The following is a 24,983-nucleotide window of genomic DNA, read 5'->3' on the forward strand; positions in this document are numbered from 1 at the left end:
CATGTTCCGCCATCCACTTCCGCGCGCCCTCGCCTTCAGCGCTTCGCTCGCCCTGCTGGCCGCCAGCCTGCCGGCCGGCGCCGACGACATCGACATCTTCACCGGCGCCTCGGCCGGCAACAACATCAACCCGCGCATCCTGATCGTGCTCGACAACACCTCGAACTGGGCGCGCCAGAACCAGAAATGGCCGGGCGGCGCCACCCAGGGCCAGTCGGAAGTCAATGCGATCAAGCGCGTGGTCGCCGGGCTGGACGACACGGTGAACCTGGGCATGATGGAATTCGTCACTGTCGGCAATGCCAACCTGAACGGCGGCTTCATCCGCTACGCGGTCCAGCCGATGGACCTGACTAACCGGACTGCCTTCAGCAGCCAGCTCACCACGATCTACAACAGCATCAACAGCCCGGACGAGAAGCGCAATTCCAACACGCCCTACGGCAACCTGATGTACGACGTGTATAACTACCTGGCCGGCGGCAAGTCGGTCTCGCCGGGCGGCGTGCTTTCCACCATCGCCGACCGCGCCGGGTACACCACGGCCTTCACGCAATTCAAGTCGCCGCTGAGCACCGACAACGCCTGCGGCAAGACCTACGTCATCTTCATCGGCAATCCGAACGCCAGCGGGCCGACCGCCGACGATGCGACGAATACCGCCGAGCTCAACAAGCTCAACGGCAACACCACGCCGGTGACCCAGCTCGGCCTGCCCAACTTCAGCAGCAAGAGCATCAGCACCACCACCACCATCGGCACCACGGCGGCCTGCTATGCCAACCCCACCGCGGCGGCGGCCGGCCTTGCGGCCTTCGCCAGCACCTGCAGTGGCTATACCGACGGCTGCAAGGTCGGCACGGTGGCGGCCAGCCCGGCCGGCACCTGCGCCGCCAACACCAGCCGCTACAACGTGGACGCCACCGACACCATCATCACCAACGTCGAGACCGGGACCTACAGCACCGACACCGGCCCGCGCAACGCCGACGAATGGGCGCGCCTGATGCACGACCGCGGCGTCCCGATCGGCGACGGCACCCTGCGCCCGAGCGTCACCACCTACACGATCGACGTCTACAACGCCCAGCCCAACTCGGAGCACACCTCGCTGATGCTGAGCATGGCGCGCGCCGGAGGCGGCAAGTATTTTGCGGCCCGCAACGAGGACGCGATCGTCGACGCGATCAAGGAAATCCTGATCGAGATCCAGGCCGTCAACACCACCTTCGCCTCGACCAGCCTCCCGGTCAACGCCACCAACCGCTCGCAGAACGAGAACCAGGTGTTCATCGGCATGTTCCGCCCGGACCCGGACGCAAAACCGCGCTGGTTCGGCAACCTCAAGCGCTACCAGCTGATCACCAGCGGCAGCGGCATCGACCTGGGCGACGTCAACAAGAAGCCGGCGGTCAACGCCAACACCGGCTTCGTGACGCCTTGCGCCACCAGCTTCTGGACCAGCGACAGCGGCGCCTACTGGAGCGGCCTGGGCCTGAAGCCGGACCCGGCCGGCACCTGCAGCGTGAGCAGCTACAACAAGTATTCGGATGCGCCCGACGGCGCCTTCGTGGAAAAAGGCGCGGCCGCCCAGATCCTGCGTCAGGGCAATGTCCCGGCCGGCACGGGCACCTCGAGCGCGGTCAACCGCAACGTGCTGACCCAGTTCGGCAGCATCCTGACCCCGCTGACCACCACCAACAGCCTCATGGACACCAACCTGGTCAAGTTCATCCGCGGCGAGGACACCAACAATGAAAAAGGTGGCGGCCCCAGCAACACCACGCGGCCCTCGATCCACGGCGACGTGATTCACTCGCGTCCGCTGCCGGTCAACTATGGCGGCACGACCGGCGTCACCGTTTACTACGGCGCCAACGACGGCACCCTGCGCGCGCTGAACGCGGCCACCGGGGTCGAGCGCTGGGCTTTCATCGCGCCGGAGTTCTTCCCGCGCCTGTCGCGCCTGAAGAGCAACCTGCCGCTGGTCGCCTACCCGAACCAGCCGGCCGGCATTACCCCGGCGCCGACGGCCAAGGACTATTTCTTCGACGGCTCGACCGGCGTCTACCAGAACGCGGACAGCTCGCGCGTCTGGATCTACCCGACCATGCGCCGCGGCGGTCGCATGATCTACGCGCTGGACGTCAGCAACCCCGACAATCCACAGTACAAGTGGAAGGCCGGCTGCCCCAACCTGGGCGACCAGGTCGGATGCACGGCCGGCATGGAAGCCATCGGCCAGACCTGGTCGACCCCGAGCGTGGCCTTCCTCAAGGGCTACAACAACGGCGCCAGCCCGGTGGTGGTGGTGGGCGGCGGCTACGACGCCTGCGAGGACGGCAATGCGAAGGTGCCTTCCTGCGGCGCCACCAAGGGCAACGCCATCTACGTGCTGGACGCCGACACCGGCGCCGTGCTGCGCAGCTTCTCCACCGAGCGCGCGGTGGCGGCCGACATCGCCATGGTCGACATCAACAACGACGCCATGCCCGACTACGCCTACGCGGCCGATACCGGCGGCAACCTGTACCGCATCGATTTCACCGGCACCGACAAGCTGCCGCTGGCCAGCGGTTCCTGGACCAAGCGCATGGTGGCGCGCACCAGCGGCGGCGGACGCAAGTTCCTGTTCGCGCCGGCGCTGCTGGCCACCCAGGGCTATGTCTACGTGGCCATCGGCAGCGGCGACCGCGAGCATCCGCTAGCCACCCACTATCCCTTCGAGCAGGTGACCAACCGCTTCTACGTCTACAAGGACGACCTGTCGGTCGCCCTGGGCGCGGCCACCGTCGACCTGGACGGCCTGCAGGACGTGACCGCCACCAACAGCGCGTCCGCGCCCGCGGTGCTGCCGGCCGGCAGCTTGAAAGGCTGGTACATGGACCTGAACCAGAACGGCCAGGGCGAGCAAGTGGTGACCTCGGCCCTGATTGCGGGCGGCATGGTGACCTTCAGCTCGAACCGCCCGATCAAGGCCTCGGCCGGCACCTGCGCCACCACCCTGGGCGAAGCGCGCGGCTACTGGGTCAACCTGCTGAACGGCTGCGGCGCGATCGGCGTGGCCGGCACCTGCGGCGGCGAGCGTTCCTCGCCCTTCGTGGGCGGCGGCTTGCCGCCCTCGCCGGTGCTGGCGAGCGGCGTGCCGATCGACGGCAAGGCCACCACGGTGGTCATCGGCGCGGTGCAGAAAGGCTCGGATGGCGCGCCCGGCGCCAGCGTCCCGATCGCGCCGCAGAAGATCCGCCCGGCCATCACCTCCAAGCGCAAGCGCACCTACAGCTATACCTCGGGCGCCGACTGATTCGGCGCCGTGGTCCGGGGAAACCGGACCGTGACCCGGGTGCCGCGTGCGCCCGGGCCATCCTCCAGCGCGACCCGGGCCCCGTGCGCGAGCGCGATGTCGCGCACGATGGCCAGGCCCAGGCCGCTGCCGGAAGTCTTGTCGTCCAGGCGCACGTAGCGCTCGAAGACCTGGGCGCGCCGCGCCGGCGCGATGCCCGGCCCCGTGTCTTCCACGGCGAACACCACCCCCTCCCCTTCTTGCTTCGCGATCACCGTCACGCTGCCGCCGCGCGGCGTATAGCGCAGCGCGTTGTCGACCAGGTTGTCGACCAGGTCGCGCAGCTGGAAGGCGTCGCCGCGCAGCGGCGCCGGCGCCAGCTCGAAGCCGATATCGATGCCGCGCCGCGCGGCTTCCTCGACGAAGTACTGGATCGCATCCTGCACCAGGCTGGCCAGGTCGAGCGCCTCGTGGGCCGCGCCGGGCTGGCCCTGGCGCGCCCGCGCCAGGGCCAGCAGCTGGTTCACCTGGCGGATCATGCGCTCGTTGGCCAGGCGCATCAGGCCGAGCGAGCGCAGGGTCTCGGCATCGCCGGCGTGGCGCGCGGCCAGCCACTCGAGCTGGAGCTGCAGGCCGGCCAGCGGCGTGCGCAGCTGGTGCGCCATGTCGGCCATGAAGTCGCGCTGGGCGCGCGCGCCCGCCTCGACCTTGTCGAGCAATTCGTTGAAGCCGCTCACCACCGGCGCGATCTCGTAAGGCACCTCGTCGGCCGCAATGGGCGCGAGGTCGCCGGCCCCGCGTCCCGTGAGGTCGGCGCGGATGCGCGCCAGCGGTCTCAAGCCGTTGCTCACCGATAGCCAGACCAATCCTACAAGGGTGAGCGTGGCCAGCGTGACGAGCACGAACAGCGAGCGCAGGATGGCCGAACGCACTTCCAGGCGCTGGCGCAGGGTGCGCGCGACGCCGACCTGGCGCGGACCGTCCGGCGTGGACACCAGCAGCGCCGCGACGCGCACCGGCTCGCCGCCGATCGCGGCGTCATAGGCCGGCGCGCCCGGCCGCAACGCGGGGAATCCTACGCTGCCCTCCAGGTGGGCGCCTGCGGCGTCGCGCACCACGTACCACAGGCGGTCCTGGCCGGCCAGCGTGGCCGGCACGAACGCGGGCGCGCCGTCGCGGATGCGGCCGGCCAGCGTGGCGGCGGTGTCGGCCAGGCCCTGGTCGAAGGCCACCTGGGCCGGGGTCCAGGCCAGGGCGTAAACCAGGCCCGCCAGCACCAGGTTGAGCAGCAGGATGGGGCCGAGCAGCCACTTCAGGAGGCGCAGCCGGATGCTGGTCATGCGCCCGGCGCTTCCGCTTCCAGCAGATAGCCGAAGCCGCGGATGGTGCGGATCGCCACGCCGGCGCCGTCGAGCTTGAGGCGCAGGCGCGAGACATAGACCTCGACCGCGTTCTGGGTCAGGTCTTCGCCCCAGGGCAGGATGGCGTCGATGATTTGCTGCTTGGACACGACGCGCCCGGCGTGCTGGAGCAGGTATTCGAGCACGCCCCACTCGCGCACCGACAGTTCGAGGCTGCGCTCGCCTACCCGCGCGCGCCGGGTGGCGCTGTCGAGCGCGAGGCGGCCGAGGGCCAGGACGGCGGGCTTGGGAGCGTGACGGCGGACCAGGGCGCGGATGCGGGCGACCAGTTCAGGGGTGGCGAAGGGTTTGACCAGGTAGTCGTCGGCGCCGGTCTCCAGGCCGCGCACCCGGTCCTCGACGGCGTCGCGGGCGGTCAGCAGCAAGACCGGGATGGCGCCGCCGCGGGCGCGCAGGCGGCGTACGACCTCGAAGCCGTCGATGCCGGGCAGGCCGATGTCGAGGACGACGACGTCGGGCGGCGGAGCGTCGGCGGAGGTGGACGCGCCGGCCGATGCTGCGCCCTGCAAGAGCTGGTCGGCGCTCGAGCCGTCGCGGGCAAGCGCCACCTGCATGCCCTGGGCCTGCAGTGCGCGCATCAGGCCGTCGGCCAGGACAGCGTCGTCTTCCACCAGCAATACTTGCGGCCCCATCTTTGCCTTGTCGCTCCGCCACCAGGAAAGCGCCCATTATGGGCTATTTTCGTTGCCTAAACCAAACAAAAGGCGTGAATTTCGCCATCCTGTCTAGTAGGACTGGACTGACAAAACATCATGCATACAGCCTACATGGGTGCGACTGCTAATCTTATGTTCGGCACCGGACTATAGCTTTAATGTACACACATCGCGATGAGGCAACGAAAGCCCCGGCCTCCACAAGTCGCTCATGAAGCATGTTAGAGATCAAAGAGGACAACAAATGAACAACACTCAACTTGGTGGTGCCACGCAAAAAGCGAAGAACCAGCTCCCTGCCAGTGAGGAGTCGAAAGCGTCCCGCCCCGTTGTCAGCTACAGCGGCACCCAGCAAAACGAATTGCTGGCCGCCCTCCCGCGCCAAGACCTGGAAACCCTGTTCGAGCACCTGGAACTCGTCCCTCTGCCATTCGGCAAGGAGTTGTTCGAGTATGGCAGCAAACTGGAATACGTGTATTTTCCGACCACGGCAATCGTGTCGCTGCTCTACGTGATGGAAGACGGCGCCACCACCGAGATCGCCGTGGTAGGCCACGAAGGCGTGGTCGGCGTGTCGCTCTTCATGGGTGAACGTGCGATGTGCAGCGCCGTTGTCCAGAGCGCCGGCTACGGCTACCGCCTCAAGACCCAGTACCTGCGTGACGCCTTCAACCGCGGCGGCGCCCTGCCGCAGCTCCTGATGCGCTACACCAACGCCCTGTTCGCCCAGATGGCCCAGAACGCCGTCGGCGGCCGCCACAGCTCGATCGAGCAAAAGCTCTGCCGCTGGCTCCTGGACCGCCTGGACCGTTCGCCGACCAACGAGCTGAAAGTGACCCAGGAACTGATTTCGATCATGCTGGGCGTGCGCCGCGAAAGCATCACCGCCGCCGCCGGCAAGCTGCAGGATGAAGGCCTCATCCAGTATCGCCGCGGCAATATCACCGTCCTGGACCGTGCCGGCCTGGAAGAATATGCCGGCGAGTGCTACAAGGTCGCCAAGTCGGAATACGACCGCCTGCTCATGGATGTGGCGCGTTGAGTTTGAGGGGATCCGTCTCCGGCAAGGCCGGCGGCGGATCCTCGGTTTGACCGGGCACGGCCTTTGATGCGGCCGTCCCTTCCCCACCTGGGGCTTGCGCCGGAATCCAGGCGCGCACACAAGTCCCGATGCCGTTCACTCCCCGCTCCACCTCCAGCGTCCCACCCAGCAGCAAGGCGCGTTCGCGCATGCCCAGCAAGCCATGCGATTTCGACTTGGCCATGGCGCCTTCCGCGATGCCGATGCCGTCGTCGGTGATTTCCAGGTCCCAGCCATCTTCTTCGCGGGACAGGTTGACGATCACCGAATGCGCCTTCGCGTACTTGGCGATATTGTTCAGCGCTTCCTGGGTGATACGGAACAGCGCGATGGCCTGCATCGGGCCGGCCGCATCGGCCTGGCGGTCGATCAGGGCGTCGCAGTCGAGGGCCGTGATGCGCGCATAATCGGCGCAATAGCTCTGCAGTGCGGCCGACAAGCCCATGTTGTCGAGCAGGCTCGGGCGCAGGTTTTCGATGATGCGGCGCTTGAGCTGCACCGTGTCGACCAGGGTGCGGCGCGCGCGGCCGAGCTTGGCCGCCAGCTCCGGATGGCTGAGGCGCAATTGTTCGCCCACCGTGGTCAGGTCCATGCCGATCGCGGTCAGGTTGGCGCCCATCTCGTCGTGCAGTTCGCGCGCCAGGCGCGACTTTTCTTCTTCCGAGACCTTGATCAGGTGGCGGGACAGCACCGACAGCTGCTCGGTACGCTCGACAACCATCTGCTCGAGGTGCTCGTTCGACTGCTGCAGCGCCTGCTCTGCCCGCAGGCGCAGCTTGAAGGCGCGGCGAATCAGCTTATAGAAGAGCAGCAAGACGATGATGGCGGCCGCATTGATGCCCACGCCGAACAGCGCGGCGTGGCGGTACTGCTGGTAGAAGGCGGCGGTGCGCGCCGCCAGCAATTCGGTCTGCTCATGGGTCATGATCACCACCTGCAGGCGGATCTCATCCATGTCGGCACGCTCGTCGGGCGCCGCCGCGATAGCGACGATGTCGACCAGGCCGCCCTGGCGGTAGACCTCGAGCGCCTGGTGCATCAGGCCCAGTTTCTTCTGGACAAGAGTGCGCAGCTGGTTGAGGTTCCTGGTTTGCGAGGGGCTGTCGGCGAGCAGCACGCCGAGGGCGCGCAGCTGGTTGTCGATCTGCTGGGGCGCGGCGTGCAGCGGGCCGAGGTAGACATCGGAACCCGACAGGAAGTAACCGCGCAGTCCGCTTTCGGCGTCGGTCACGAGCAGGTTCAGGTATTGGAGTTCGTCCGACACGCGGGCGGTCTGGGTCTGCAGCGCATTGGCGGCGCGCAGGTCGTCCAGGTTACGGACCAGGAAGACGCCATTCACGATCAGCAGAATGACGCATGCCAGGCACAGCAGGGTCTTGTTGAGCGGCAGGGTGCGGACAGGCTTGCCGGCCCGAGCGGTTGAAGTGGTCATCCTGAGGCTTCCTTTCGCGCAACGTTGCCGTCGCCTGATTATAGACGGATTGAAGGAAATGTTGCACTGCGAAATGCCTTCCTGTAACTCAATGTTTCAAATTGGTTGCAGGAGAAATACACAAATTGCGTACCAGAAAAGATTTGCGAGACCGATGCCTGCCCCCTCTCTCGGCTGCGGGATGCGCTTCATCTTACGCGCAATTGATGAAGGTTGAGCGGACTCGGCCGCATAGAAATGCGGGGCATGGCCGGGACGATCAAGTCGGAAGGGTGTGGGCGGCCGGGCGGCCGCACGCATGCAGCGGGGACGGCTGCCCGTAGGAACTACTTGGGAGGAAGAAGATGCGCGCGCCGAAGCGCGCGCAGCGGGAATCAATCGAGGAGATTGTTCTTCATGGCGTAATAGGTCAGGTCGCTGTTGGACTGCAGACCCATCTTTTCCATGATGCGGGTACGGTAAGTCGACACGGTCTTGATCGACAGCGACAGGGCATTGCCGATATCGGACACGGTCGCGCCCTTGGCCAGGCGCAGGAAGACCTGGAATTCCCGGTCCGAGAGCTCGGTGTGCAAGGCCGTGTTCGGATCGCGGTCGAAGCTCTGGGCCAGCAGTTCGCCGACGGTCGAGCTCACGTAACGGCGGCCCTGGTAGACGGTGCGCACGGCGGTCTTGAGCTCGTCCGCCTCGCATTCCTTGTTCAGGTAGCCGTTCGCGCCCATCTTGAACAGGTTGAGCGCGTATTGCTGCGCCGGATAGCCCGACAGGATCAGCACCGGTAGATTGGGCTGCCCCTGGCGGATCGTGCGCAGGATGTCGATGCCGCTCTGGTCCGGCATCGCGATATCGAGCAACAGCACATCGCAGATCTCGCGACGGGCGATATCGAGGGCCTCACGGCCGGTAGCGCCCTCGGCAACGACTTCGAATTCGCCCGACGACGAGAAAATCTGTTTGAAACCTGCTCGAACTATTTGGTGATCGTCACAAATGGCAACGCGTATCATTGTCTTCCCTTAAATTTTCCTTGCGCAGGAAAGTACCGGGTTCTCATCCGCCCAGCTTGCATGCGTTGATTCAGCCTAACCGCGAGTGACATTTTAACACTCCGGCGCTGGGCTTCAACAGCAGCGCACGAATGCCTGAGCTCTGGACGTGCCTGGGTAGCGTCCTGCTACACAATCCCGTCGAATTCAATAGAGGTTTTCAGCTCAGGCCGGCTGCGGACCGTTCTTGAGAAGGTCGAGGATCCCCAGCAGTTCGGCGCGCATGTGTTCGACATCGACGGCCGGCGCCATGTCCGGCAGCTCCGGCTCTTCGGCCCCGGCCAGCGCGCTGGCGCGGCTGTCGAGGCGGTTGCGGGCGCCGCTGATGGTGAAGCCCTGCTCGTACAGCAGCTCGCGGATGCGGCGGATCAGGAGGACTTCATGGTGCTGGTAATAGCGCCGGTTTCCACGGCGCTTGACCGGCTTGAGCTGGGTGAACTCCTGCTCCCAATAGCGCAGGACATGGGGCTTGACCCCGCACAGATCGCTGACCTCGCCGATGGTGAAGTAGCGCTTCGCCGGGATCGGCGGCAGCACGGTCGGCTCGGTCTTGTTCGGACGGTCGTTCATCGGCGCATTCACCAGCTATTCAAGCGGCACGTGCCAGCGAGCCCGAAGGCGTGCCCGACGGATTGGTCTCTTCAACCATTCCCTTGAGCTTCTGGCTGGCGTGGAAAGTCACGACGCGGCGCGCCGTGATGGGAATTTCTTCCCCGGTTTTGGGATTGCGGCCCGGCCGCTGCGGCTTGTCGCGCAACTGGAAGTTGCCGAAGCCGGACAGCTTGACCGCTTCGCCCCGTTCGAGCGCATTGCGGATCTCGTCGAAAAAGGTTTCGACCATGTCCTTGGCCTCGCGCTTGTTCAGGCCGACCTGCTCGAAGAGCAGCTCGGCCAGCTCGGCCTTGGTCAAGGTCGGTAATGCCTTTTCCTGTTCCTTTCGCACCCGCGCCACATGCATTGCGCGATCCAGGTCGGCCGCGAGGGCCTCCTGGAGTACGGCCGAATCAACGTCGTTGTTATTAATTTTGAAGCCCTGCCTTCAAGTCAAACGAGTTCTGGAGAGATGTCTTATGCACGCAGCTTCGCGTTGAGCTTGTTCTTCGCGGCCTCGGCCAATGCACCCATGATGGCGTCCACGGCGTCGTCCTGCAGCGTCGATTGAGTATCTTGCAAGCTAAAGCGGAAAGCAAGACTTTTTTCATCCGTCTCCAGGCCCTTGCCGCGATATTCATCAAACAAAACAATGCCTTGCACGATCTTGCCAGCGGCGTTGGCGGCCAGCTCGGCCTGGAAGGCGTCGAGCACGGCCTGGGCCGCCACGTCCTGCTTGACCACCAGCGCCAGGTCGCGCGTGGCGCCCGGGAACTTGGAGATCTCGGCATAGCTCGGCACCTTGCGCTGGCGCAGGGCTTCGGCATCCACCTCGAACAGCACCGGGGCCTGCGGCAGGTCGTACTTCTGCAGCCAGCGCGGATGCAATTCGCCGATGAAGCCGACGGCCTTGCCGTCCAGCTCGACGACGGCGCTGCGGCCCGGGTGCAGGGCCGGATGCTCGCCTTTCACGAAGCGCGGGACGCGCGGCGCGAACAGGGCTTCCAGGTCGGCCTTGACGTCGAAGTAGTCGACCGCACGGGTCTTTTCGCCCCACTGCTCGTCCACGGCCGGGCCATAGGCGATGGCGGCGACGCGCTTGGGCTGGTCGAAACCGGCCACCGCCAGCGGGCCGTCCACGGCTTGCGGGTTGCGGTGGAACACGGCGCCGACTTCGAACACGCGCACGCGGCCGGCCTTGCGGTTGACGTTGTAGCGCACGTTGGCGACCAGGCTGCCGATCAGGTTCGAGCGCATCACGCTCATCTGGCTGGCGATCGGGTTCTGCAGGCGGATCGGCTCGGCGTTCGCGGCGAAGTCCTGCTCCCACTGGGCTTCCACGAAGCTCATGTTGACCACTTCCTGGTAACCCAGGTCGGCCAGCTCATGGCGGATCGCGAACAGCGAGCGGGTGTTTTCCGGCTCGATCAGCATCGCGCTCGGCGCCACCGGCGGCAGGGTCGGGATGTTCTCGAAGCCGTAGACGCGCGCCACTTCCTCGATCAGGTCTTCCTCGATCTCGATATCGAAGCGGTAGGTCGGCGAGGTCACGCTGAACACCCCCGGTCCGTCGCCACGGGCTTCATGCGTGAACGGCAGCTGCAGGCGGGTGAAGATGTCGGCCACGACTTCATCGGTCAGGGGCACGCCGATCACCTTGGCGGCGCGCGCGGTGCGCATGGTCACGGGCTGGCGCTGCGGCAGGTTGACGATCTGGTCGTCCAGCGGGCCGACCTTGGTATCGCCGGTGCCGCAGATTTCCACGATCAAGGAGGTGATGCGCTCGATGTGCTCGGGGATGGTCGCGTAGTCGACGCCGCGCTCGAAGCGGTGCGCGGCATCGGTCGAGAAGTTGTAGCGGCGCGCACGGCCCTGGATGGCGTTCGGCCACCAGAATGCGGCTTCCAGGTAGATGTCGGTGGTGTCGAGAGACACGGCCGTGGAGTCGCCGCCCATGATGCCGGCCAGCGATTCGATTTCCTTGTCGTCGGCGATCACGCCGACCCACTCGTCGATCTCGATGGTGTTGCCGTTCAGGAGCTTGAGCTGTTCGCCCTTCTTGCCCCAGCGGACATCGAGGCCGCCATGGATCTTGGCCAGGTCGAACACGTGCGAGGGACGGCCGACTTCCAGCATGACATAGTTCGAGATGTCGACCAGGGCCGACACCGAACGCTGGCCGCTGCGCTCCAGGCGGCGCTTCATCCACTCCGGGGTGGCGGCGCGCGCGTTCAGGCCGCGGATGATGCGGCCGGCGAAACGGCCGCACAGGTCCGGGGCCGACACCTTCACCGGCAGCCTGTCGTCGCTGGTCACCGGAACCAGGCGCGTGGTCGGCACGTGCAGCGGCGAGCCGGTCAGGGCCGCGACTTCGCGCGCCACGCCCAGCACCGACAGGCAGTCCGCCTTGTTCGGGGTCAGCTTGATGGTGAACTTCAGGTCGTTCAGGCCGAGGTAGTCGCGGATGTTGGTGCCCACCGGCGCGTCGGCCGGCAGTTCCATCAGGCCGCTGCTCTCTTCCGAGATCTTCAGTTCCTTGGCCGAGCACATCATGCCCTGCGACTCGACGCCGCGCAGCTTACCGACCTTGATTTCGAAGGGCTTGCCGTCGGCGCCCGGCGGCAGCACGGCGCCGGCCTTGGCGCAGATCGCCTTCATGCCGGCGCGCACATTGGGCGCACCGCACACGATGTTCAGCAGGGTGCCGGTGCCCACGTCCACCTGGCAGACGTTGAGGCGGTCGGCGTCCGGGTGCTTCGCCACTTCCTTGACTTCGGCCACCACCACGTTCGAGAACGGCGGCGCGACCGGTTCCACTTCTTCCACTTCCAGGCCGGACATGGTGAGCAGGTGCGACAGTTCGTCCGAATTCATCTTCGGATCGACCATGGAACGGAGCCAGTTTTCGGAGAATTGCATAGTCTTCTTCTTCGAGGGTATTAGTTGAATTGCTTGAGGAAGCGCAAGTCGCCTTCATAGAAGAGGCGCAGGTCGTTGATCCCGTAGCGCAGCATCGTCAGGCGCTCGAGGCCGGAGCCGAACGCGAAGCCGATAAACTTTTCCGGGTCCAGGCCGAAGTTGCGCACCACGGTCGGGTGCACCTGGCCGGCGCCCGAGACTTCCAGCCAGCGGCCCTTCAGCGGACCGCTGCCGAAGGCGATGTCGATTTCGGCCGAGGGTTCGGTGAACGGGAAGTAGGACGGACGGAAGCGGACCTGCAGGTCGTCGGTCTCGAAGAAGGCCTTGACGAAGTTCAGGTACACGCCCTTGAGGTCGGCAAAGCTGATGTCCTCGCCGATCCACAGGCCTTCGACCTGGTGGAACATCGGCGAGTGGGTGGCGTCGCTGTCGACGCGGTAGGTGCGGCCCGGCGCGATCACCTTGATCGGCGGGGTGTGGGTGCGCGCATAGCGCACCTGCATCGGGCTGGTGTGGGTACGCAGCAGCAGCGGCTTGCCCTGGCTGTCGTTGCCCTCGATGTAGAAGGTGTCCTGCATCGAACGCGCCGGGTGGTTTTCCGGGCTGTTCAGTGCGGTGAAGTTGGTCCAGTCGGTTTCGATCTCGGGGCCGTCGGCCACGTCGAAGCCGATGGAGCGGAAGATCTGCTCGACCCGTTCCCAGGTGCGCATCACCGGGTGGATGCCGCCCTTGGCGCGGCCGCGGCCCGGCAGGGTCACGTCGATGGCCTCGAGGTTGAGGCGGGCTTCGAGGATGGCGTTGGCGAGCGCGTCGCGGCGGCCGGTCAGTGCCTGTTCGATTTTTTCTTTGGCGGCATTGATCAGGGCGCCCTGCGCCTTGCGCTGCTCGGGATCCAGCTTGCCCAGACCCTTCATCAGGTCGGTGACCTGGCCGGTCTTGCCCAGGTACTTGGCTTTTGCATTTTCGAGCGCGGCGGCGTCCGCTGCGGCGGCAAAGTCAGCCTGGGCCGCGACGACGAGTTCTTCCAGCGAGTTCATGCTTATTCTTTTCCTGTTTAGAGTGGCAGGAGCCACAATCAAAAAACGGGGCACAGGTTTGACCCTTGCCCCGCTCTTTTTCGCACGGCGTTGCCGCCGTGCTGGTCTTGCTAGCTAACTGCCTGAATTAGGCAGCCAGCTTGGCCTTGACTGCGTTGACAATCGCGGCGAATGCCGGCTTGTCGTGCACAGCCATGTCGGCCAGGACTTTACGGTCCAGTTCAATCGCGGACTTCTTCAGGCCGTTCATGAATGCGCTGTAGGTCATGCCGTGCGAACGCGAAGCCGCGTTGATACGGGTGATCCACAGAGCGCGGAAGACGCGCTTCTTGTTGCGGCGGTCGCGGTATGCGTACTGGCCAGCGCGCATGACTGCTTGCTTGGCAATACGGAATACTTTGCTGCGACGGCCACGGTAGCCTTTAGCAAGTTCAAGAACCTTCTTGTGACGGGCACGTGCAGTAACCCCACGTTTAACTCGAGGCATGGTAGCTCCTTTTGTGTGAGATTAAGCAGATGGCATCATGCGGTAGACGCTTTGGACGTCCGACGCATTGATGTTACGGGTGCCGCGCAGCTGGCGCTTGTTCTTGGTGGTCTTCTTGGTCAGGATGTGACGCTTGAACGCCATGCCCGACTTGACGGTACCGCCCGGACGCACGCGAAAACGTTTTTTCGCGGAGCTCTTGGTTTTCATTTTTGGCATAGTCATCTGTCCTTTTATGGACAGCCTCATATGTACGACAGGATTGCAGGTGGCAGCGACGCTGCTCTTAGATGCCTACTTTCACTTGTCCTGCAGCGAGAGCGAGCTCGCTACAACCTGCTTCTAAAAACAGGAACCGTCGATTCTAGCACAATTTGCGCGCAAGGGAAGGCGGCGTCTGCAACACCGCCCTCCCCGCTCAGGCCGTCATCGCGTCGATCAGGGTATCCGTGATCGGATAGCCGGACTGGCGCTCGAAGCCGATGAACATCGGGCTGGGATTCGCCTCCAGGAAGAAATACTCGCCCTCCGGGCTGCGGCGCCAGTCGATCGCGGTCCAGCGCAGGCCCAGGACGCGCATGATGGATGCGGCGGCGGCGGCCACCTCGGGCGGCGTCGCGATGGGCGCCGCCCTGGTCTCGCGGTCGGCGCGGAAATCGATTTGCTCGCTATGCAACTCGGCCGTGAAGCACTGGTCGCCGATGACATAGGTCCGGACGTTGGTCCCGGGGATGAATTCCTGCAGGGTGATCGGCGCCTGCTTCAGGGCCTTGGCCAGGTGCTCGCCGGCCAGGTGGTGCGCGGTGATGCGCTGGGTATGCGAACCGCCGTAGACCGGCTTGAAGATCAGTTCCGGCACCATCTTGGCGAAGGCCAGGATGTGCTGCGCATCGTTGCCGACATAGGTGCGCGGAATCCGCACCCCTTCCCTGGCAACCAGGCCCAGCTGATGGGGCTTTTCCTGGTGCGACTGGTAGGCCTCCCAGCTGTTGAACCAGCGGGTCTGGTTGTTCATCTGGAACCAGGAGCGCATGCAAGCCATGCTGTCGTAATAGGCGATGTCCGCCGGGGTGCCGCGCGTCGCCCTGGTCGACTCCGCCTGGACGCCGCCGAAGTTGCGCCAGTAGACCGAGCCAATGTCTTCCAGGTCGATGCTGCTCCCGTCCTCCAGGCGCAGGGAACCGAGGGAACGGCCCGGAAACAGGCTCATGGCAAATGCGGATGGGAAGACATGGGTTTGAATCAAGGCGGCGTGGTGTCCGCGAGCGGCGAGGCGGGCCATCATGTGTTGCGCATGCGGATCACGCGCATGGCCGAGTACCAAGTGTTTCATAGAATTTTGAGACGGAACAAATAGCGCCTGCGCTTTGTTGCAGTGGCGTTAGCAAGGGGGGGGAAGCCGATGGGCTGCGCGCTGCAAGGCCGGCTGGCGCGCTCCCCCGGTTCGCAAATCGGCGCCGCCGCCGGTACTGGGCGGCGGCGCACGGACGCAGGCTGACGATCAGAAAGTCAGGCCTTCGAGCGGAATACCCGGTTCCGGGAACGGCATCTCGGGGAAGCAGCTGCCGCTCTCACCGTCTTCGGCGGTGACCATGCCGGCCGAAAACGTGCCGGGAACGAATTCGACATTACCGCCAGAAACTGCTTCGATTTGCTGCTCAGTCAGGGAAAACGGATGCATTTTTAACTCCTTATGTTTTTATTCGTGGGCGCAGATATGCCGGACACATTATCCGTTTCCGGTAATACCAAGGAAAAACAGCACCGAACATGTGTACGGTGCCGAAAACGGATCCTACATGGCCAGCAAGGCGAATTACATAATGTAATTGGCCGGATCGAATGGTCCGCCAGCTTCGCCGATAGCGTAGGTGATAACAGGATTCGGCCAGCCGTAGCCACCCATGCCGTCATTGGTGAAATCGTCGTAATAGTGAATATCCAGGCGGCCGCCGGAAACGGCATCAACCTGTTCTTCAGTCAGCGAAAAAGGATGCATTTATGTCTCTCTCTTATCGATCGCGAGGCGGATTGACCGCCCCTAATGCGCGCCGATAAGGCAGCTCCGCCCCGCATTCGGCGCATGCCCTGAGGAATGTCGGCGGGATCGGACCGGCCATACCGGCAGCGCAGAATTACATCATGTCGTAGACCGGGTAGGAGCCGCCGGTTTCACCAATACCCCAAGTCAGGATGCAGGGCGAGCCGATGGTGCCGTAGCCGCCGTTGAGATGACGGGCGATTTCGTCTTCGATATACGAACCTGCGCCGGACACGGCGTTGATTTGTTCTTCAGTCAGCGAAAAAGGATGCATTGTTCTCTCTCTTGATTTAATGATGCGTACCAGGTCGGAGCGTATGCTCAGGCAATGTCGTCCACGTACGGGTTGTACGGAAGCGGGCCGCCCGGGATGATGATCGGCATTGGGGTGCCGGCGCCGGCGATCAGTTCGATCTCTTGGGTATTCAGGGTTTGCATGGCGATCCTTGCAGGAATGGTGCACACGATTGTCTAAAAAATGGAACGTCCGACGATGGGACGAACCGGACGCCGGCTGGCACGCTCCTCACCCACGTCATGTGGGCAGCACAGCGCGCGGCCGGCGCGCTGCCGATCAGGCCAGCGAAGGCTCCGGGTAGCCGCCGCCTTCTTCGCCGATCGCCATGGTGGTCTCTTCCCCCGGAGTTTTCGGGAACGGTGCGATCGGGGTCAGCGGGTTTTCGATGATGACGTCCTCGAAGCGGAAGCCGCCGCCGATCTGGGCCAGAACTTCGTCATTTAAAGCAAATGGGTGCATAACTTTCCTTGTCTCATTCAATTGATTATATTTCGCCCAATTCGCCATTCAGCTTGAAAGGGCGAGCTGAATATAACAAGCAGCCAATTGACCCACAACAGAAAATAATGCAATTACTCGCCATGCGTTAATTTTATTGATTGCGAATATCCTTCAAGCATTCCGCGATAGAATTCGATAGAATGCGCCTGGAAAATCAAAGCTCCTTTTAGCGCCAGAATGCCATATTCACGTCCCTGATCCGTGAAACATCATGCGGCATACATATTTCGAAGAGAAAATAAGCAAGCCAGCCGGAGAAATCCGGCATGAGAAAAATTCAGGGGTGAGATTTGAAAACCGCGCGCGCGGCCGCCGCGTGAACGCTGCATCAGGTTCGCGACAAGAGAAACGAGGAAAGACGCCACACCGCAGGAGGGAGGCCGGGGCGCAGCGAGAACAGCCGGCGGCACGTACCGCTGGAAAGGAATCGAAAGGAGGAGTGAAAACGAAATCGATGCAGAAAACGCAAAAACCGGCGCGGACCGCGGCAAACGCCACGGTCCGACTCCGGTCCTGACTTCTACACTGAAGGAAGAATTACTTCTTCTTCTTCGGCGCGACCACCATGATCATCTGGCGACCTTCGAGCTTCGGGAACTGCTCGACCTGGCCATAAGGCTCCAGATCACCGCGCAGACGCTCGAGCATGCGCATACCGATGTCCTGGTGCGCCATCTCGCGGCCGCGGAAACGCAGGGTGATCTTGGTCTTGTCGCCCTCTTCCAGGAACTTGATGAGGTTGCGCAGCTTGATGCTGTAGTCGCCTTCATCGGTACCCGGACGGAACTTGATTTCCTTGACCTGGATGACCTTCTGCTTCAGCTTGGCTTCGTGCGCCTTCTTCTGTTCCGAATACTTGAACTTGCCGTAGTCCATCAGGCGGCAGACCGGAGGAACCGCGTTCGGCGCGATCTCCACCAGGTCCACGTTCGCTTCTTCAGCCAGGCGAAACGCTTCTGCCAGGCTCACAATGCCCAGCGGCTCGTTGTTGACCCCGTTCAGACGCATTTCGGGGTGGGTGATCTCGCCATTGATGCGATTCTGCTTGTCAGTAGCTATGTTGTTTCCTTTGAGAATATGAAGTTCGGCCGGGATTATTTCGTCTTGGCGGCGACTTCGCCTGCCAGACGCTCCACGATCGCATCGACGGACATCACGCCCAGGTCGACATTGCCGCGGGCACGCACGGCCACAGTGTTGGCATCCCGCTCCTTGTCCCCGACAACGAGGATATAAGGCAGTTTTTGGACGGAATGCTCGCGTATTTTATAGGTGATCTTCTCGTTCCGCAAATCAGCGTGGACGCGCAGGCCGGCTTTGCGCAGCTGGGCTTCGACTTGTTTGACGTAATCGGCCTGGGCATCCGAGATATTCAGGATGGCCACTTGCACCGGCGCCAGCCACAGCGGCAGCGCGCCCGCGTAGTTCTCGATCAGGATGCCGATGAAGCGCTCCATCGAGCCGACGATCGCACGGTGCAGCATGACCGGGACCTTGCGGGTGTTGTCTTCGGCGACGTATTCCGACCCCAGGCGGCCCGGCATCGAGAAGTCGACCTGCATGGTGCCGACCTGCCACGGACGGCCGAGGCTATCCTTCAGGTGGTACTCGATCTTCGGGCCATAGAAGGCGCCCTCGCCCGGCAGTTCGGTCCAGCTCACGCCGCAGGCGCGCAGCGCCGAGCGCAGCGCTTCCTCGGCCTGGTCCCACACCTCGTCCGAGCCGATGCGGCTGTCCGGGCGCAGGGCGATCTTGACGTCGATGTTCTCGAAGCCGAAATCGTCATAGACTTCCATCGCCTGGGCGTGGAAGGCGGTCACTTCGGCCTCGATCTGCTCTTCGGTGCAGAAGATGTGGCCATCGTCCTGGGTGAAGCCGCGCACGCGCATCAGGCCGTGCAGCGCGCCCGAGGACTCGTTGCGGTGGCACTGGCCGAATTCGCCGTAGCGCAGCGGCAGGTCGCGGTAGGAACGCAGGCCGGCGTTATAGATCTGCACGTGGCCCGGGCAGTTCATGGGCTTGAGCGCGTACGAACGGTTCTCCGACTCGGTGGTGAACATGTTGTCGCGGTAGTTTTCCCAGTGGCCGGTCTTTTCCCACAGGCTGCGGTCCAGGATCTGCGGCGCCTTGACTTCGCTGTAGCCGTTGACCTGGTACTTGGTGCGCATGTACTGCTCCACCTGCTGCCAGACGGTCCAGCCCTTCGGGTGCCAGAAGATCAGGCCCGGGGCTTCTTCCTGGAAGTGGAACAGGTCCAGCGCCTTGCCCAGTTTACGGTGATCGCGTTTTTCCGCCTCTTCCAGCATGTGCAGGTACTGCTCCTGCTCTTCCTTCTTGGCCCAGGCGGTGCCGTAGACACGCTGCAGCATCTCGTTCTTGGAGTCGCCGCGCCAGTAGGCGCCGGCCAGCTTCATCAGCTTGAAGACCTTCAGCTTGCCGGTCGAGGGCACGTGCGGGCCGCGGCACAGGTCGGTGAACTGGCCTTCGCTATACAGCGACACGTCCTCGTTGGCCGGGATCGAGGCGATGATCTCGGCCTTGTAGTCTTCGCCGATCGACTTGAAATAGGCCACGGCTTCGTCGCGCGGCAGCACCTTGCGGGTGACCGGCTCGTCCTTCTTGGCCAGCTCGAGCATCTTCTTTTCGATCGCCTGGAGGTCTTCCGGGGTGAACGGACGCTTGTACGAGAAGTCGTAGTAGAAGCCGTTCTCGATGACCGGGCCGATGGTGACCTGGGCTTCCGGGAACAGTTCCTTGACCGCATAGGCCAGCAGGTGGGCGGTCGAGTGGCGGATGACGTCCAGGCCTTCCGGATCCTTGTCGGTGACGATCGCCAGGTCGGCGTCGTCCTCGATCAGGAAGGAAGTGTCGACCACCTTGCCATTGACCTTGCCCGCGAGCGCGGCCTTGGCCAGGCTCGGGGCGATGTTCTGGGCCACCTGGGCGACCGTGACGGGACCGTCAAATTGACGGTTGGAACCATCGGGAAGTCGAACGTTCAGCATGCTGTTCTCCATTCGTGGCGCAGGCGCCGGTGAGATTTGATGAATTGGAACTTGGAAAATTGTACAGACGAAAAAAAACGCGGACTAGCCGCGTTTTTCCGTTGTGTTGAGCAAAAGCACACCCCTTCGCGTCTAGCGATTCCCCCACAACCAGGTTGTAGTTCGCGGTGTCATAACCGTGATGCCTTTCTCGCTCTTACAGAGTATTTTGGTGGGCGGTGCAGAATTCGAATCTGCGACCCCTTGGATGTCGACCAAGTATTCTAACCAGCTGAACTAACCGCCCGATGCCGCCATTATAAGGATCGGCCTCCCGATAAGCAACCCTCGCACGGAAATACTTGCCTGCGGGCCCCATCTGCCCTCAGAGGACGGCTATGCCTTACACTAGCGGATTGTCCAAACCACCACGCTCCACATGACTTCCCGGCCCGTCGATCCTTCCCACCTGCACGCCCACCTCGATGGCGATGCCAGCCACTCGCACACCATCGAAGGCCGCAGCCAGAAGGCGCTCGGCGTGGCGCTCGGCCTGACCCTGCTGTTCGCCGTGATCGAGGTCGTCACCGGCTTCATCTCGAACTCGCTCGCCCTGATCTCGGACGCCGGCCACATGGTCACCGACGCCGCCGCCCTGGGCCTGGCCCTGCTGGCCCAGCTGATCGCCAAGCGCCCCCCTTCGGCGCGTCATTCCTTCGGCTTCGTGCGCGCGGAAGCCCTGGCCGCTTTCGTCAACAGCCTGGCGATGCTGGCCCTGGTGGGCTGGATCGGCTGGGAAGCGGCGCAGCGCCTGATGCATCCGGAACCGGTGCAGGGCGGCGTGGTGCTGGTGGTCGCCACCATCGGCGCCGCCATCAACCTGGTGGTCGCCTGGGTGCTGTCGCGCGACACCCAGAGCATCAATACCCGCGCCGCACTGGTCAACGTCATGGGCGACCTGCTGGGCTCGGTCGCCGCCATCGCCGCCGGCGTCGTCATCTATTACACAAACTGGTACCGGATCGACCCCATCCTGTCGATCTTCGTTTGCCTGCTGATCCTCAAGTCCACGGTCGGCATCCTGCGCGAGTCCTATCACTTCCTGATGGAAGGCGTACCGCACCAGATCGACTACCTGGAGGTCGGCAACGACATCGCCGGCATCGAAGGCGTGCTGTCGGTGCATGACCTGCACGTCTGGGACATGTCGCCCGGCGAGCCGGCCCTGATCGGCCACCTCGAGATCCGTTCGCTGGAGGAATGGCCGGCCGTGCTGGACGCGGTGCGCGCCATGCTGCGCGCGCGCCACGGCATCGACCACGTCACCCTGCAGCCGGAAGCCGCGGGCGGCAAATCCTTGTAAGCTCGTTCTTACCAGCCGCTGGGGAGCACGCCGATAGGCGGACCGGCCGCGGTCCGGATAATCGGCGCATGGACTTCGACCAGACCGTATTCGACACCCTCATCATCGGCGGCGGCCCCGGCGGGCTCACGGCCGGCATCTACCTGCGCCGCTTCACCCGCAATGTCGCCCTGATCGACAAGGGACACAGCCGGCTGAGCTGGATTCCTGTGTCGCACAACTACCCCGGCTTTCCCGAAGGGATCAATGGCCAGGAATTGCTGGAGAACCTGCGCGCCCAGCTGGGCAATTACGGCGGGCATGTGATTCCGGGTGAGATCACCGGGCTGCGCATCGAGGACGGCCTGTTCGTCGGCGACTACCTGGGCCCGGAGGGCGACACCAATCCCTTGCGCGCCCACACCGTGCTGCTGGCCACCGGCGTGGCCGACGCCGGCATGCCGGTCGAGCGCTGGGACGAGGCGGTGGCCAGCGGCGCGGTGCGCCTCTGTCCTGTGTGCGACGGCTACGACGTGATCGACAAGCGCATCGGCGTGGTCACCTCGGAAATCAATCCGGTCGGCCATGCGCTGTTCATGCGCACCTTCAGCCAGGACGTGCTGCTGTTCGAGCGCAGCGCGGAATCCAGCATCAACGGCGAGGAGAGGCGCCAGCTCGACGCGGCCAAAGTGCGCCTGGTCGGCTCGCCGCTGGTGGGCGTCACCATGAGCGAGGACCTCAAGCCGGTGCTGCACACGGCCGACGGCGAGGATTATCCCTGCGACGTCTTCTATCCCATGCTCGGCGAGACCGCCCGCTCCGACCTGGCCGCCGCGCTCGGCGCGCTGACCGTCGAGTGCAGCAAGCTGCTGGTCGACGACCACCTGCGCACCTCGGTGCCCGGCCTGTACGCGATCGGCGACGTCACGCGCGGCCTGAACCAGATCGCAGTCGCGACCGGGCAGGCGGCGATCGCCGCCACCAACATCCACAACACCCTGCCCTGGGCCCTGCGCTGATCCGCGCCCGGACGGAAGCAGTGGCTCAGCCCGGCGGCAACAGGCGCTCGAGCCGCGCCGGCGCATCCGCGCCAGCCTGTCTGGCGCCGCTGCGCAGGCATTCGACGACCTCGGCCCGCTCGGCGGGCCGCCGCACCACCTGGCAGTTCAGCGAGAGCTGGATCAGGAACATCCGCTCCGGCTCCGGCATGGCGGCGAAATCCGGCCACACCGTTTCCATGCGCGCCAGAGTCGCCTGCTCGGCGCGGCTGCCGGCGAACTTCGCGCCGACGACGCCGAACACGGCCAGCGCGAGGACGATCGCGGCGATTTGCAGCGCCGATGATTTGAAAATGCGCATATGCCCGTCTTCCTAGCGCTGCCCGGACGCCAGCGCGATGCGCTTGCGGATCTGTTCCAGCGAGGCCGCGTCGCCCGCTGCCTCGGCGCGCCGCGCCTGGACGCCGAGCCAGGCCAGCAGCGGACGGCGCCACCCTTGGTTCGAGGCGGTGTCCACCGCCTGCGCGATGCCTTCCGGCGTGATGCGCCCGGCCTTGAACAGCGCGCCCGCCGCCACCATCCGCGCCAGCGGATCGGCGACGGCGGCCAGCTGGCCGCCGCCGAGCACCGGGCGGTGCTGTTCGGGCAGCAGCGCCGCGTTCAAGCCCTGCCAGCGGCCGGCCAGGTAGTCGGCATAGGCGCGCTGCTCCGCCGTGACGTCCGCCGCCAGCGCCGCGTAGCCGGGACAAAGGTCGAACACCAGACTGGCCGCGTGGGCGGCGCAGCGCACCAGCTCGACCTGGGCCACGTGGTCCGGTCGGCCGGTGGCCGTGGTCTCCAGGCGAGCACGGCGGAATTCGGCCTCGGCCGCGGCGCTGTTGCCCTTCAGGTAGTCGTCGGTGAAGGCGTCGAGCGAGCCCTTGGCGTTGGCCTGCCAGTCGGGCGGCAAGGGCTTGCTGCCGCAGCCCGCCAGCAATGCCAGGATCAATACGGGAACGAATCTCATGGCAGCTTGATCTCCTGGTTGCTGCGGGCGAAAGGCCATTTGCGGTTGATCTCGTCGACCAGGCGGTTTACCTTGCGCAGGCTGGCGTCGACCTCGCCGCGCAGCGCGCCCAGGTCCTGGGTGGCGACGCGCGCATTGGCGCCCACGGCCTGGGCCTCGACCAGCACGGCGTCCACCTTCTTCAAGGTGTCGCTGGCATCCTTCAGCACCACGTTGAGCTGCTGGATGGCGGCCTGGCTGTCGTCCATCACGCCGTTCTTGCCGAACACCCGCGTGTCGGCCTTGGCCAGGATGGCGTTCACGCGGTCGAGCGCCTCGCCCAGCTTGCGCGCTTCCTCGTCCCCGCCCAGCACCCCGCCCAGCACGCCGTACTTGCCGGACATGCGGCCGGTCACCGCCTGGATGTTGGCCAGGCTGGCGTTGATGTCGGATTCCGACGCGGTCATGGTCTCGAGGTTTTCCAGCAGCTGGCGCGCGGTGGCGACGATGCGCGGGATCTCGGCGGTGGCGTCGCCGCGCAGCACGGTGCGGGTGGCGTCGGGCGGCAGCGGCGGATCATTGAGCAGGCCGGTGTAGGCGCGCAGCCGGGTTTCGCCCACGATGCTCGACTCCAGGGTGAACACGCTCGAGGTGCGCAGCCACTTGGCGTCCTTGCTCTGGACGTCGACCAGGATCTGCACCTTGCCGTCCGGGGCCAGGTCGACCTGGCGCACGCGCCCGATCGGGAAGCCGGCGAAGGTCATGTCCATGCCCGGGATCACGCCCGAGGAATCGTCGGTGACCAGGGTCAGGCGCTGGGTCGGCTCGAACACGCCGCGCGCGTACATCACGTACAGCACGAAGCCGGCGATCAGGGCGCCGACCAGCACCAGCAGGATGATGGCCTTGGCTTCGACATGGGCGGGTTCGTCGGGTTGGGCTTCCGTCATGGACTTCCTTCGTTCAGATATATTTGAGTGCGAGCGAGGCCGCCTCGATCACCAATAGCACGAACAGCAGGCGCAGCGCGCCCGGCTGGACGGTGGAGACGACGCGGCGCGGATAACGCTGCAGCTCCAGGATGGCGGCGGTCGGGATCAGGGCCACGGCCAAGCCGAACAGCACGGTCTTGAGCACGAAGCCGGCCGTCACCACCGGCTCGAACACGCGCCCGACAGTGCGGGTGTAGTCGAAGATGCCCCAGGGCGACAGGCCGTAGACGTTCAGGTAGGCCAGCACCAGCATGACGGTGGAGGTGACCATCGCCAGGCTGAGAACCGCGACCGCGTTGGCGATCAGCTGGGGCACCAGGTCGCGCCGCACCCGGCGCAGGGCTTCGTCGCTGGCGGCCTGCGGCGACAACCCGGCGCGCGCCAGGCCCAGGGCCGAGGCGTCGAAGGCCATGCCGGCGCGCAGGGCGACGAACATGGCGGCGGACAGGGGGATGAGTTCGAGCACCAGCACCCGCACCACCATCTCCAGGGCGTAGTGCGACAGGCCATAGCTCTTGGCGGTGACCAGCACGATGCGGATGATCACCAGGCCGACCAGGGCCGAGGCGAGCGTAAACCAGGGCAGCACCTGCCAGGTGCTGGCATAGATGTAGCGCGAGGCCGCGAGCCGGTTGGCGCGGTGGTAGGTCGAGGGCGACAGCGCCATCACGACCGCGACCGCGCCCAGGTGGACCATGTACCACCAGCTGCGCAGGTAGCGCGCGACGGCGAGTCCCCAGAGGCTGGGGCGGGCTGCGAGGTTGAGGGTTCGGCGCATGGAACGAATGATACTGGTTTGGCAACGGTTTGCGGGAGCTTACAGCAACAGGATGGGCTATCGGCATGCTTCGAACCTGGGTCCCGGCGAAGGCCGGAACAATGCCACTGG

The 24,983-nt window shown here is 64.6% G+C and carries 25 protein-coding genes and 1 tRNA gene; 4 read left to right on the plus strand and 22 right to left on the minus strand.

Annotated elements, in window-relative coordinates; genetic code table 11:
- The first annotated feature begins 1 nt into the window (after position 1).
- Entirely contained in the window at positions 2-3,304 is a 3,303-nt protein-coding gene (locus J8847_RS08735; protein WP_211524308.1) for a pilus assembly protein, read from the plus strand.
- Here the strand turns inward: J8847_RS08735 and J8847_RS08740 are convergent.
- Positions 3,283-4,623: a sensor histidine kinase gene (locus tag J8847_RS08740; protein ID WP_211524309.1), complete on the minus strand. Its 1,341-nt coding sequence runs from the start codon at positions 4,621-4,623 to the stop codon at positions 3,283-3,285. The two genes, J8847_RS08735 and J8847_RS08740, sit on opposite strands and share 22 nt — an antisense overlap.
- Positions 4,620-5,336 carry a response regulator transcription factor gene (locus tag J8847_RS08745; RefSeq protein WP_211524310.1) on the minus strand — a complete coding sequence of 239 codons (717 nt, stop codon included), beginning with the start codon at positions 5,334-5,336 and terminating at the stop codon, positions 4,620-4,622. Before J8847_RS08745 ends, J8847_RS08740 begins: the two co-directional genes overlap by 4 nt.
- Before the next feature lie 268 nt (positions 5,337-5,604).
- On the opposite strand from J8847_RS08745, the gene J8847_RS08750 reads away from it, so the two are divergent.
- Positions 5,605-6,402 carry a Crp/Fnr family transcriptional regulator gene (locus J8847_RS08750; protein ID WP_211524311.1) on the plus strand — a complete coding sequence of 266 codons (798 nt, stop codon included), beginning with the start codon at positions 5,605-5,607 and terminating at the stop codon, positions 6,400-6,402.
- Here the strand turns inward: J8847_RS08750 and J8847_RS08755 are convergent.
- The 16 genes from J8847_RS08755 to J8847_RS08830 all read right to left on the minus strand — a co-directional run bounded on the left by J8847_RS08755 (position 6,383) and on the right by J8847_RS08830 (position 20,084).
- Positions 6,383-7,873, minus strand: a complete 1,491-nt coding sequence (locus tag J8847_RS08755) for a CHASE3 domain-containing protein (protein WP_211524312.1) — start codon at positions 7,871-7,873, stop codon at positions 6,383-6,385. The genes J8847_RS08750 and J8847_RS08755 overlap by 20 nt on opposite strands.
- A 374-nt stretch (positions 7,874-8,247) precedes the next feature.
- Positions 8,248-8,880 (minus strand): response regulator transcription factor, encoded by a 633-nt coding sequence (locus J8847_RS08760; RefSeq protein ID WP_027865355.1) that lies wholly within the window; start codon positions 8,878-8,880, stop codon positions 8,248-8,250.
- 204 nt (positions 8,881-9,084) lie between these two features.
- Complete coding sequence (locus tag J8847_RS08765) at positions 9,085-9,489, minus strand: MerR family transcriptional regulator (RefSeq protein ID WP_211524313.1); 405 nt, start codon at positions 9,487-9,489, stop codon at positions 9,085-9,087.
- A 19-nt stretch (positions 9,490-9,508) separates the two neighbouring features.
- On the minus strand, positions 9,509-9,877 hold the full coding sequence (locus J8847_RS08770; protein ID WP_211524314.1) for an integration host factor subunit alpha: 369 nt from the start codon (positions 9,875-9,877) through the stop codon (positions 9,509-9,511).
- Positions 9,878-9,987: 110 nt separating this feature from the next.
- Positions 9,988-12,429 (minus strand): phenylalanine--tRNA ligase subunit beta, encoded by a 2,442-nt coding sequence (pheT, locus tag J8847_RS08775; RefSeq protein ID WP_211524315.1) that lies wholly within the window; start codon positions 12,427-12,429, stop codon positions 9,988-9,990.
- A 20-nt stretch (positions 12,430-12,449) separates the two neighbouring features.
- Positions 12,450-13,466 carry a phenylalanine--tRNA ligase subunit alpha gene (gene pheS / locus J8847_RS08780; RefSeq protein ID WP_211524316.1) on the minus strand — a complete coding sequence of 339 codons (1,017 nt, stop codon included), beginning with the start codon at positions 13,464-13,466 and terminating at the stop codon, positions 12,450-12,452.
- Positions 13,467-13,593: 127 nt separating this feature from the next.
- Positions 13,594-13,953, minus strand: coding sequence for a 50S ribosomal protein L20 (rplT, locus tag J8847_RS08785; RefSeq protein WP_211519450.1), 360 nt, complete (start codon positions 13,951-13,953; stop codon positions 13,594-13,596).
- 21 nt (positions 13,954-13,974) lie between these two features.
- Positions 13,975-14,172 carry a 50S ribosomal protein L35 gene (gene rpmI, locus J8847_RS08790; protein WP_056135342.1) on the minus strand — a complete coding sequence of 66 codons (198 nt, stop codon included), beginning with the start codon at positions 14,170-14,172 and terminating at the stop codon, positions 13,975-13,977.
- Between the two features lie 199 nt (positions 14,173-14,371).
- On the minus strand, positions 14,372-15,163 hold the full coding sequence (locus J8847_RS08795) for a RimK family alpha-L-glutamate ligase (RefSeq protein ID WP_211524317.1): 792 nt from the start codon (positions 15,161-15,163) through the stop codon (positions 14,372-14,374).
- A gap of 291 nt (positions 15,164-15,454) precedes the next feature.
- A complete protein-coding gene (locus tag J8847_RS08800) occupies positions 15,455-15,634 on the minus strand; it encodes a hypothetical protein (protein ID WP_211524318.1) in 180 nt (59 codons plus the stop codon).
- A gap of 135 nt (positions 15,635-15,769) precedes the next feature.
- Complete coding sequence (locus J8847_RS08805) at positions 15,770-15,952, minus strand: hypothetical protein (protein WP_211524319.1); 183 nt, start codon at positions 15,950-15,952, stop codon at positions 15,770-15,772.
- Positions 15,953-16,088: 136 nt separating this feature from the next.
- Positions 16,089-16,268, minus strand: a complete 180-nt coding sequence (locus tag J8847_RS08810) for a hypothetical protein (RefSeq protein WP_211524320.1) — start codon at positions 16,266-16,268, stop codon at positions 16,089-16,091.
- Between the two features lie 300 nt (positions 16,269-16,568).
- Positions 16,569-16,751: a hypothetical protein gene (locus tag J8847_RS08815; protein ID WP_211524321.1), complete on the minus strand. Its 183-nt coding sequence runs from the start codon at positions 16,749-16,751 to the stop codon at positions 16,569-16,571.
- Positions 16,752-17,330: 579 nt separating this feature from the next.
- Positions 17,331-17,870, minus strand: a complete 540-nt coding sequence (infC, locus tag J8847_RS08820) for a translation initiation factor IF-3 (RefSeq protein ID WP_373888775.1) — start codon at positions 17,868-17,870, stop codon at positions 17,331-17,333.
- Between the two features lie 17 nt (positions 17,871-17,887).
- Entirely contained in the window at positions 17,888-19,798 is a 1,911-nt protein-coding gene (thrS, locus tag J8847_RS08825; protein ID WP_211524322.1) for a threonine--tRNA ligase, read from the minus strand.
- 209 nt (positions 19,799-20,007) lie between these two features.
- Positions 20,008-20,084, minus strand: a tRNA-Val gene (locus J8847_RS08830).
- A gap of 132 nt (positions 20,085-20,216) precedes the next feature.
- On the opposite strand from J8847_RS08830, the gene J8847_RS08835 reads away from it, so the two are divergent.
- Complete coding sequence (locus J8847_RS08835) at positions 20,217-21,140, plus strand: cation diffusion facilitator family transporter (RefSeq protein ID WP_211524323.1); 924 nt, start codon at positions 20,217-20,219, stop codon at positions 21,138-21,140.
- Positions 21,141-21,208: 68 nt separating this feature from the next.
- The gene (locus tag J8847_RS08840) at positions 21,209-22,138 is read left to right on the plus strand and encodes an NAD(P)/FAD-dependent oxidoreductase (RefSeq protein ID WP_211524324.1); all 930 of its coding nucleotides are present in this window, start codon (positions 21,209-21,211) and stop codon (positions 22,136-22,138) included.
- A gap of 25 nt (positions 22,139-22,163) precedes the next feature.
- Here J8847_RS08840 and J8847_RS08845 read toward each other — a convergent pair whose 3' ends face one another.
- The 4 genes from J8847_RS08845 to J8847_RS08860 are packed head-to-tail and all read right to left on the minus strand — an operon-like array spanning position 22,164 to position 24,872.
- Positions 22,164-22,478, minus strand: coding sequence for a hypothetical protein (locus J8847_RS08845; RefSeq protein WP_211524325.1), 315 nt, complete (start codon positions 22,476-22,478; stop codon positions 22,164-22,166).
- Between the two features lie 12 nt (positions 22,479-22,490).
- Positions 22,491-23,123 (minus strand): hypothetical protein, encoded by a 633-nt coding sequence (locus J8847_RS08850; protein WP_211524326.1) that lies wholly within the window; start codon positions 23,121-23,123, stop codon positions 22,491-22,493.
- Positions 23,120-24,052: an MlaD family protein gene (locus tag J8847_RS08855; protein ID WP_211524327.1), complete on the minus strand. Its 933-nt coding sequence runs from the start codon at positions 24,050-24,052 to the stop codon at positions 23,120-23,122. The genes J8847_RS08850 and J8847_RS08855 overlap by 4 nt, the downstream gene beginning before the upstream one ends.
- Positions 24,053-24,065: 13 nt before the next feature.
- The gene (locus J8847_RS08860; RefSeq protein ID WP_211524328.1) at positions 24,066-24,872 is read right to left on the minus strand and encodes an ABC transporter permease; all 807 of its coding nucleotides are present in this window, start codon (positions 24,870-24,872) and stop codon (positions 24,066-24,068) included.
- Positions 24,873-24,983 lie beyond the last annotated feature (111 nt).

Origin of the sequence: Massilia sp. AB1 (genome assembly GCF_018119385.1) — a bacterium.
GTDB lineage: Bacteria > Pseudomonadota > Gammaproteobacteria > Burkholderiales > Burkholderiaceae_D > Telluria.

Coding starts and splice junctions, on each gene's coding strand:
- J8847_RS08735 (WP_211524308.1), top strand. CDS start 2: ATGTTCCGCCATCCACTTCCGCGCGCCCTCGCCTTCAGCGCTTCGCTC.
- J8847_RS08740 (WP_211524309.1), bottom strand. CDS start 4,623: ATGACCAGCATCCGGCTGCGCCTCCTGAAGTGGCTGCTCGGCCCCATC.
- J8847_RS08745 (WP_211524310.1), bottom strand. CDS start 5,336: ATGGGGCCGCAAGTATTGCTGGTGGAAGACGACGCTGTCCTGGCCGAC.
- J8847_RS08750 (WP_211524311.1), top strand. CDS start 5,605: ATGAACAACACTCAACTTGGTGGTGCCACGCAAAAAGCGAAGAACCAG.
- J8847_RS08755 (WP_211524312.1), bottom strand. CDS start 7,873: ATGACCACTTCAACCGCTCGGGCCGGCAAGCCTGTCCGCACCCTGCCG.
- J8847_RS08760 (WP_027865355.1), bottom strand. CDS start 8,880: ATGATACGCGTTGCCATTTGTGACGATCACCAAATAGTTCGAGCAGGT.
- J8847_RS08765 (WP_211524313.1), bottom strand. CDS start 9,489: ATGAACGACCGTCCGAACAAGACCGAGCCGACCGTGCTGCCGCCGATC.
- J8847_RS08770 (WP_211524314.1), bottom strand. CDS start 9,877: ATGCATGTGGCGCGGGTGCGAAAGGAACAGGAAAAGGCATTACCGACC.
- pheT (WP_211524315.1), bottom strand. CDS start 12,429: ATGCAATTCTCCGAAAACTGGCTCCGTTCCATGGTCGATCCGAAGATG.
- pheS (WP_211524316.1), bottom strand. CDS start 13,466: ATGAACTCGCTGGAAGAACTCGTCGTCGCGGCCCAGGCTGACTTTGCC.
- rplT (WP_211519450.1), bottom strand. CDS start 13,953: ATGCCTCGAGTTAAACGTGGGGTTACTGCACGTGCCCGTCACAAGAAG.
- rpmI (WP_056135342.1), bottom strand. CDS start 14,172: ATGCCAAAAATGAAAACCAAGAGCTCCGCGAAAAAACGTTTTCGCGTG.
- J8847_RS08795 (WP_211524317.1), bottom strand. CDS start 15,163: ATGAGCCTGTTTCCGGGCCGTTCCCTCGGTTCCCTGCGCCTGGAGGAC.
- J8847_RS08800 (WP_211524318.1), bottom strand. CDS start 15,634: ATGCATCCGTTTTCCCTGACTGAGCAGCAAATCGAAGCAGTTTCTGGC.
- J8847_RS08805 (WP_211524319.1), bottom strand. CDS start 15,952: ATGCATCCTTTTTCGCTGACTGAAGAACAGGTTGATGCCGTTTCCGGC.
- J8847_RS08810 (WP_211524320.1), bottom strand. CDS start 16,268: ATGCATCCTTTTTCGCTGACTGAAGAACAAATCAACGCCGTGTCCGGC.
- J8847_RS08815 (WP_211524321.1), bottom strand. CDS start 16,751: ATGCACCCATTTGCTTTAAATGACGAAGTTCTGGCCCAGATCGGCGGC.
- thrS (WP_211524322.1), bottom strand. CDS start 19,798: ATGCTGAACGTTCGACTTCCCGATGGTTCCAACCGTCAATTTGACGGT.
- J8847_RS08835 (WP_211524323.1), top strand. CDS start 20,217: ATGACTTCCCGGCCCGTCGATCCTTCCCACCTGCACGCCCACCTCGAT.
- J8847_RS08840 (WP_211524324.1), top strand. CDS start 21,209: ATGGACTTCGACCAGACCGTATTCGACACCCTCATCATCGGCGGCGGC.
- J8847_RS08845 (WP_211524325.1), bottom strand. CDS start 22,478: ATGCGCATTTTCAAATCATCGGCGCTGCAAATCGCCGCGATCGTCCTC.
- J8847_RS08850 (WP_211524326.1), bottom strand. CDS start 23,123: ATGAGATTCGTTCCCGTATTGATCCTGGCATTGCTGGCGGGCTGCGGC.
- J8847_RS08855 (WP_211524327.1), bottom strand. CDS start 24,052: ATGACGGAAGCCCAACCCGACGAACCCGCCCATGTCGAAGCCAAGGCC.
- J8847_RS08860 (WP_211524328.1), bottom strand. CDS start 24,872: ATGCGCCGAACCCTCAACCTCGCAGCCCGCCCCAGCCTCTGGGGACTC.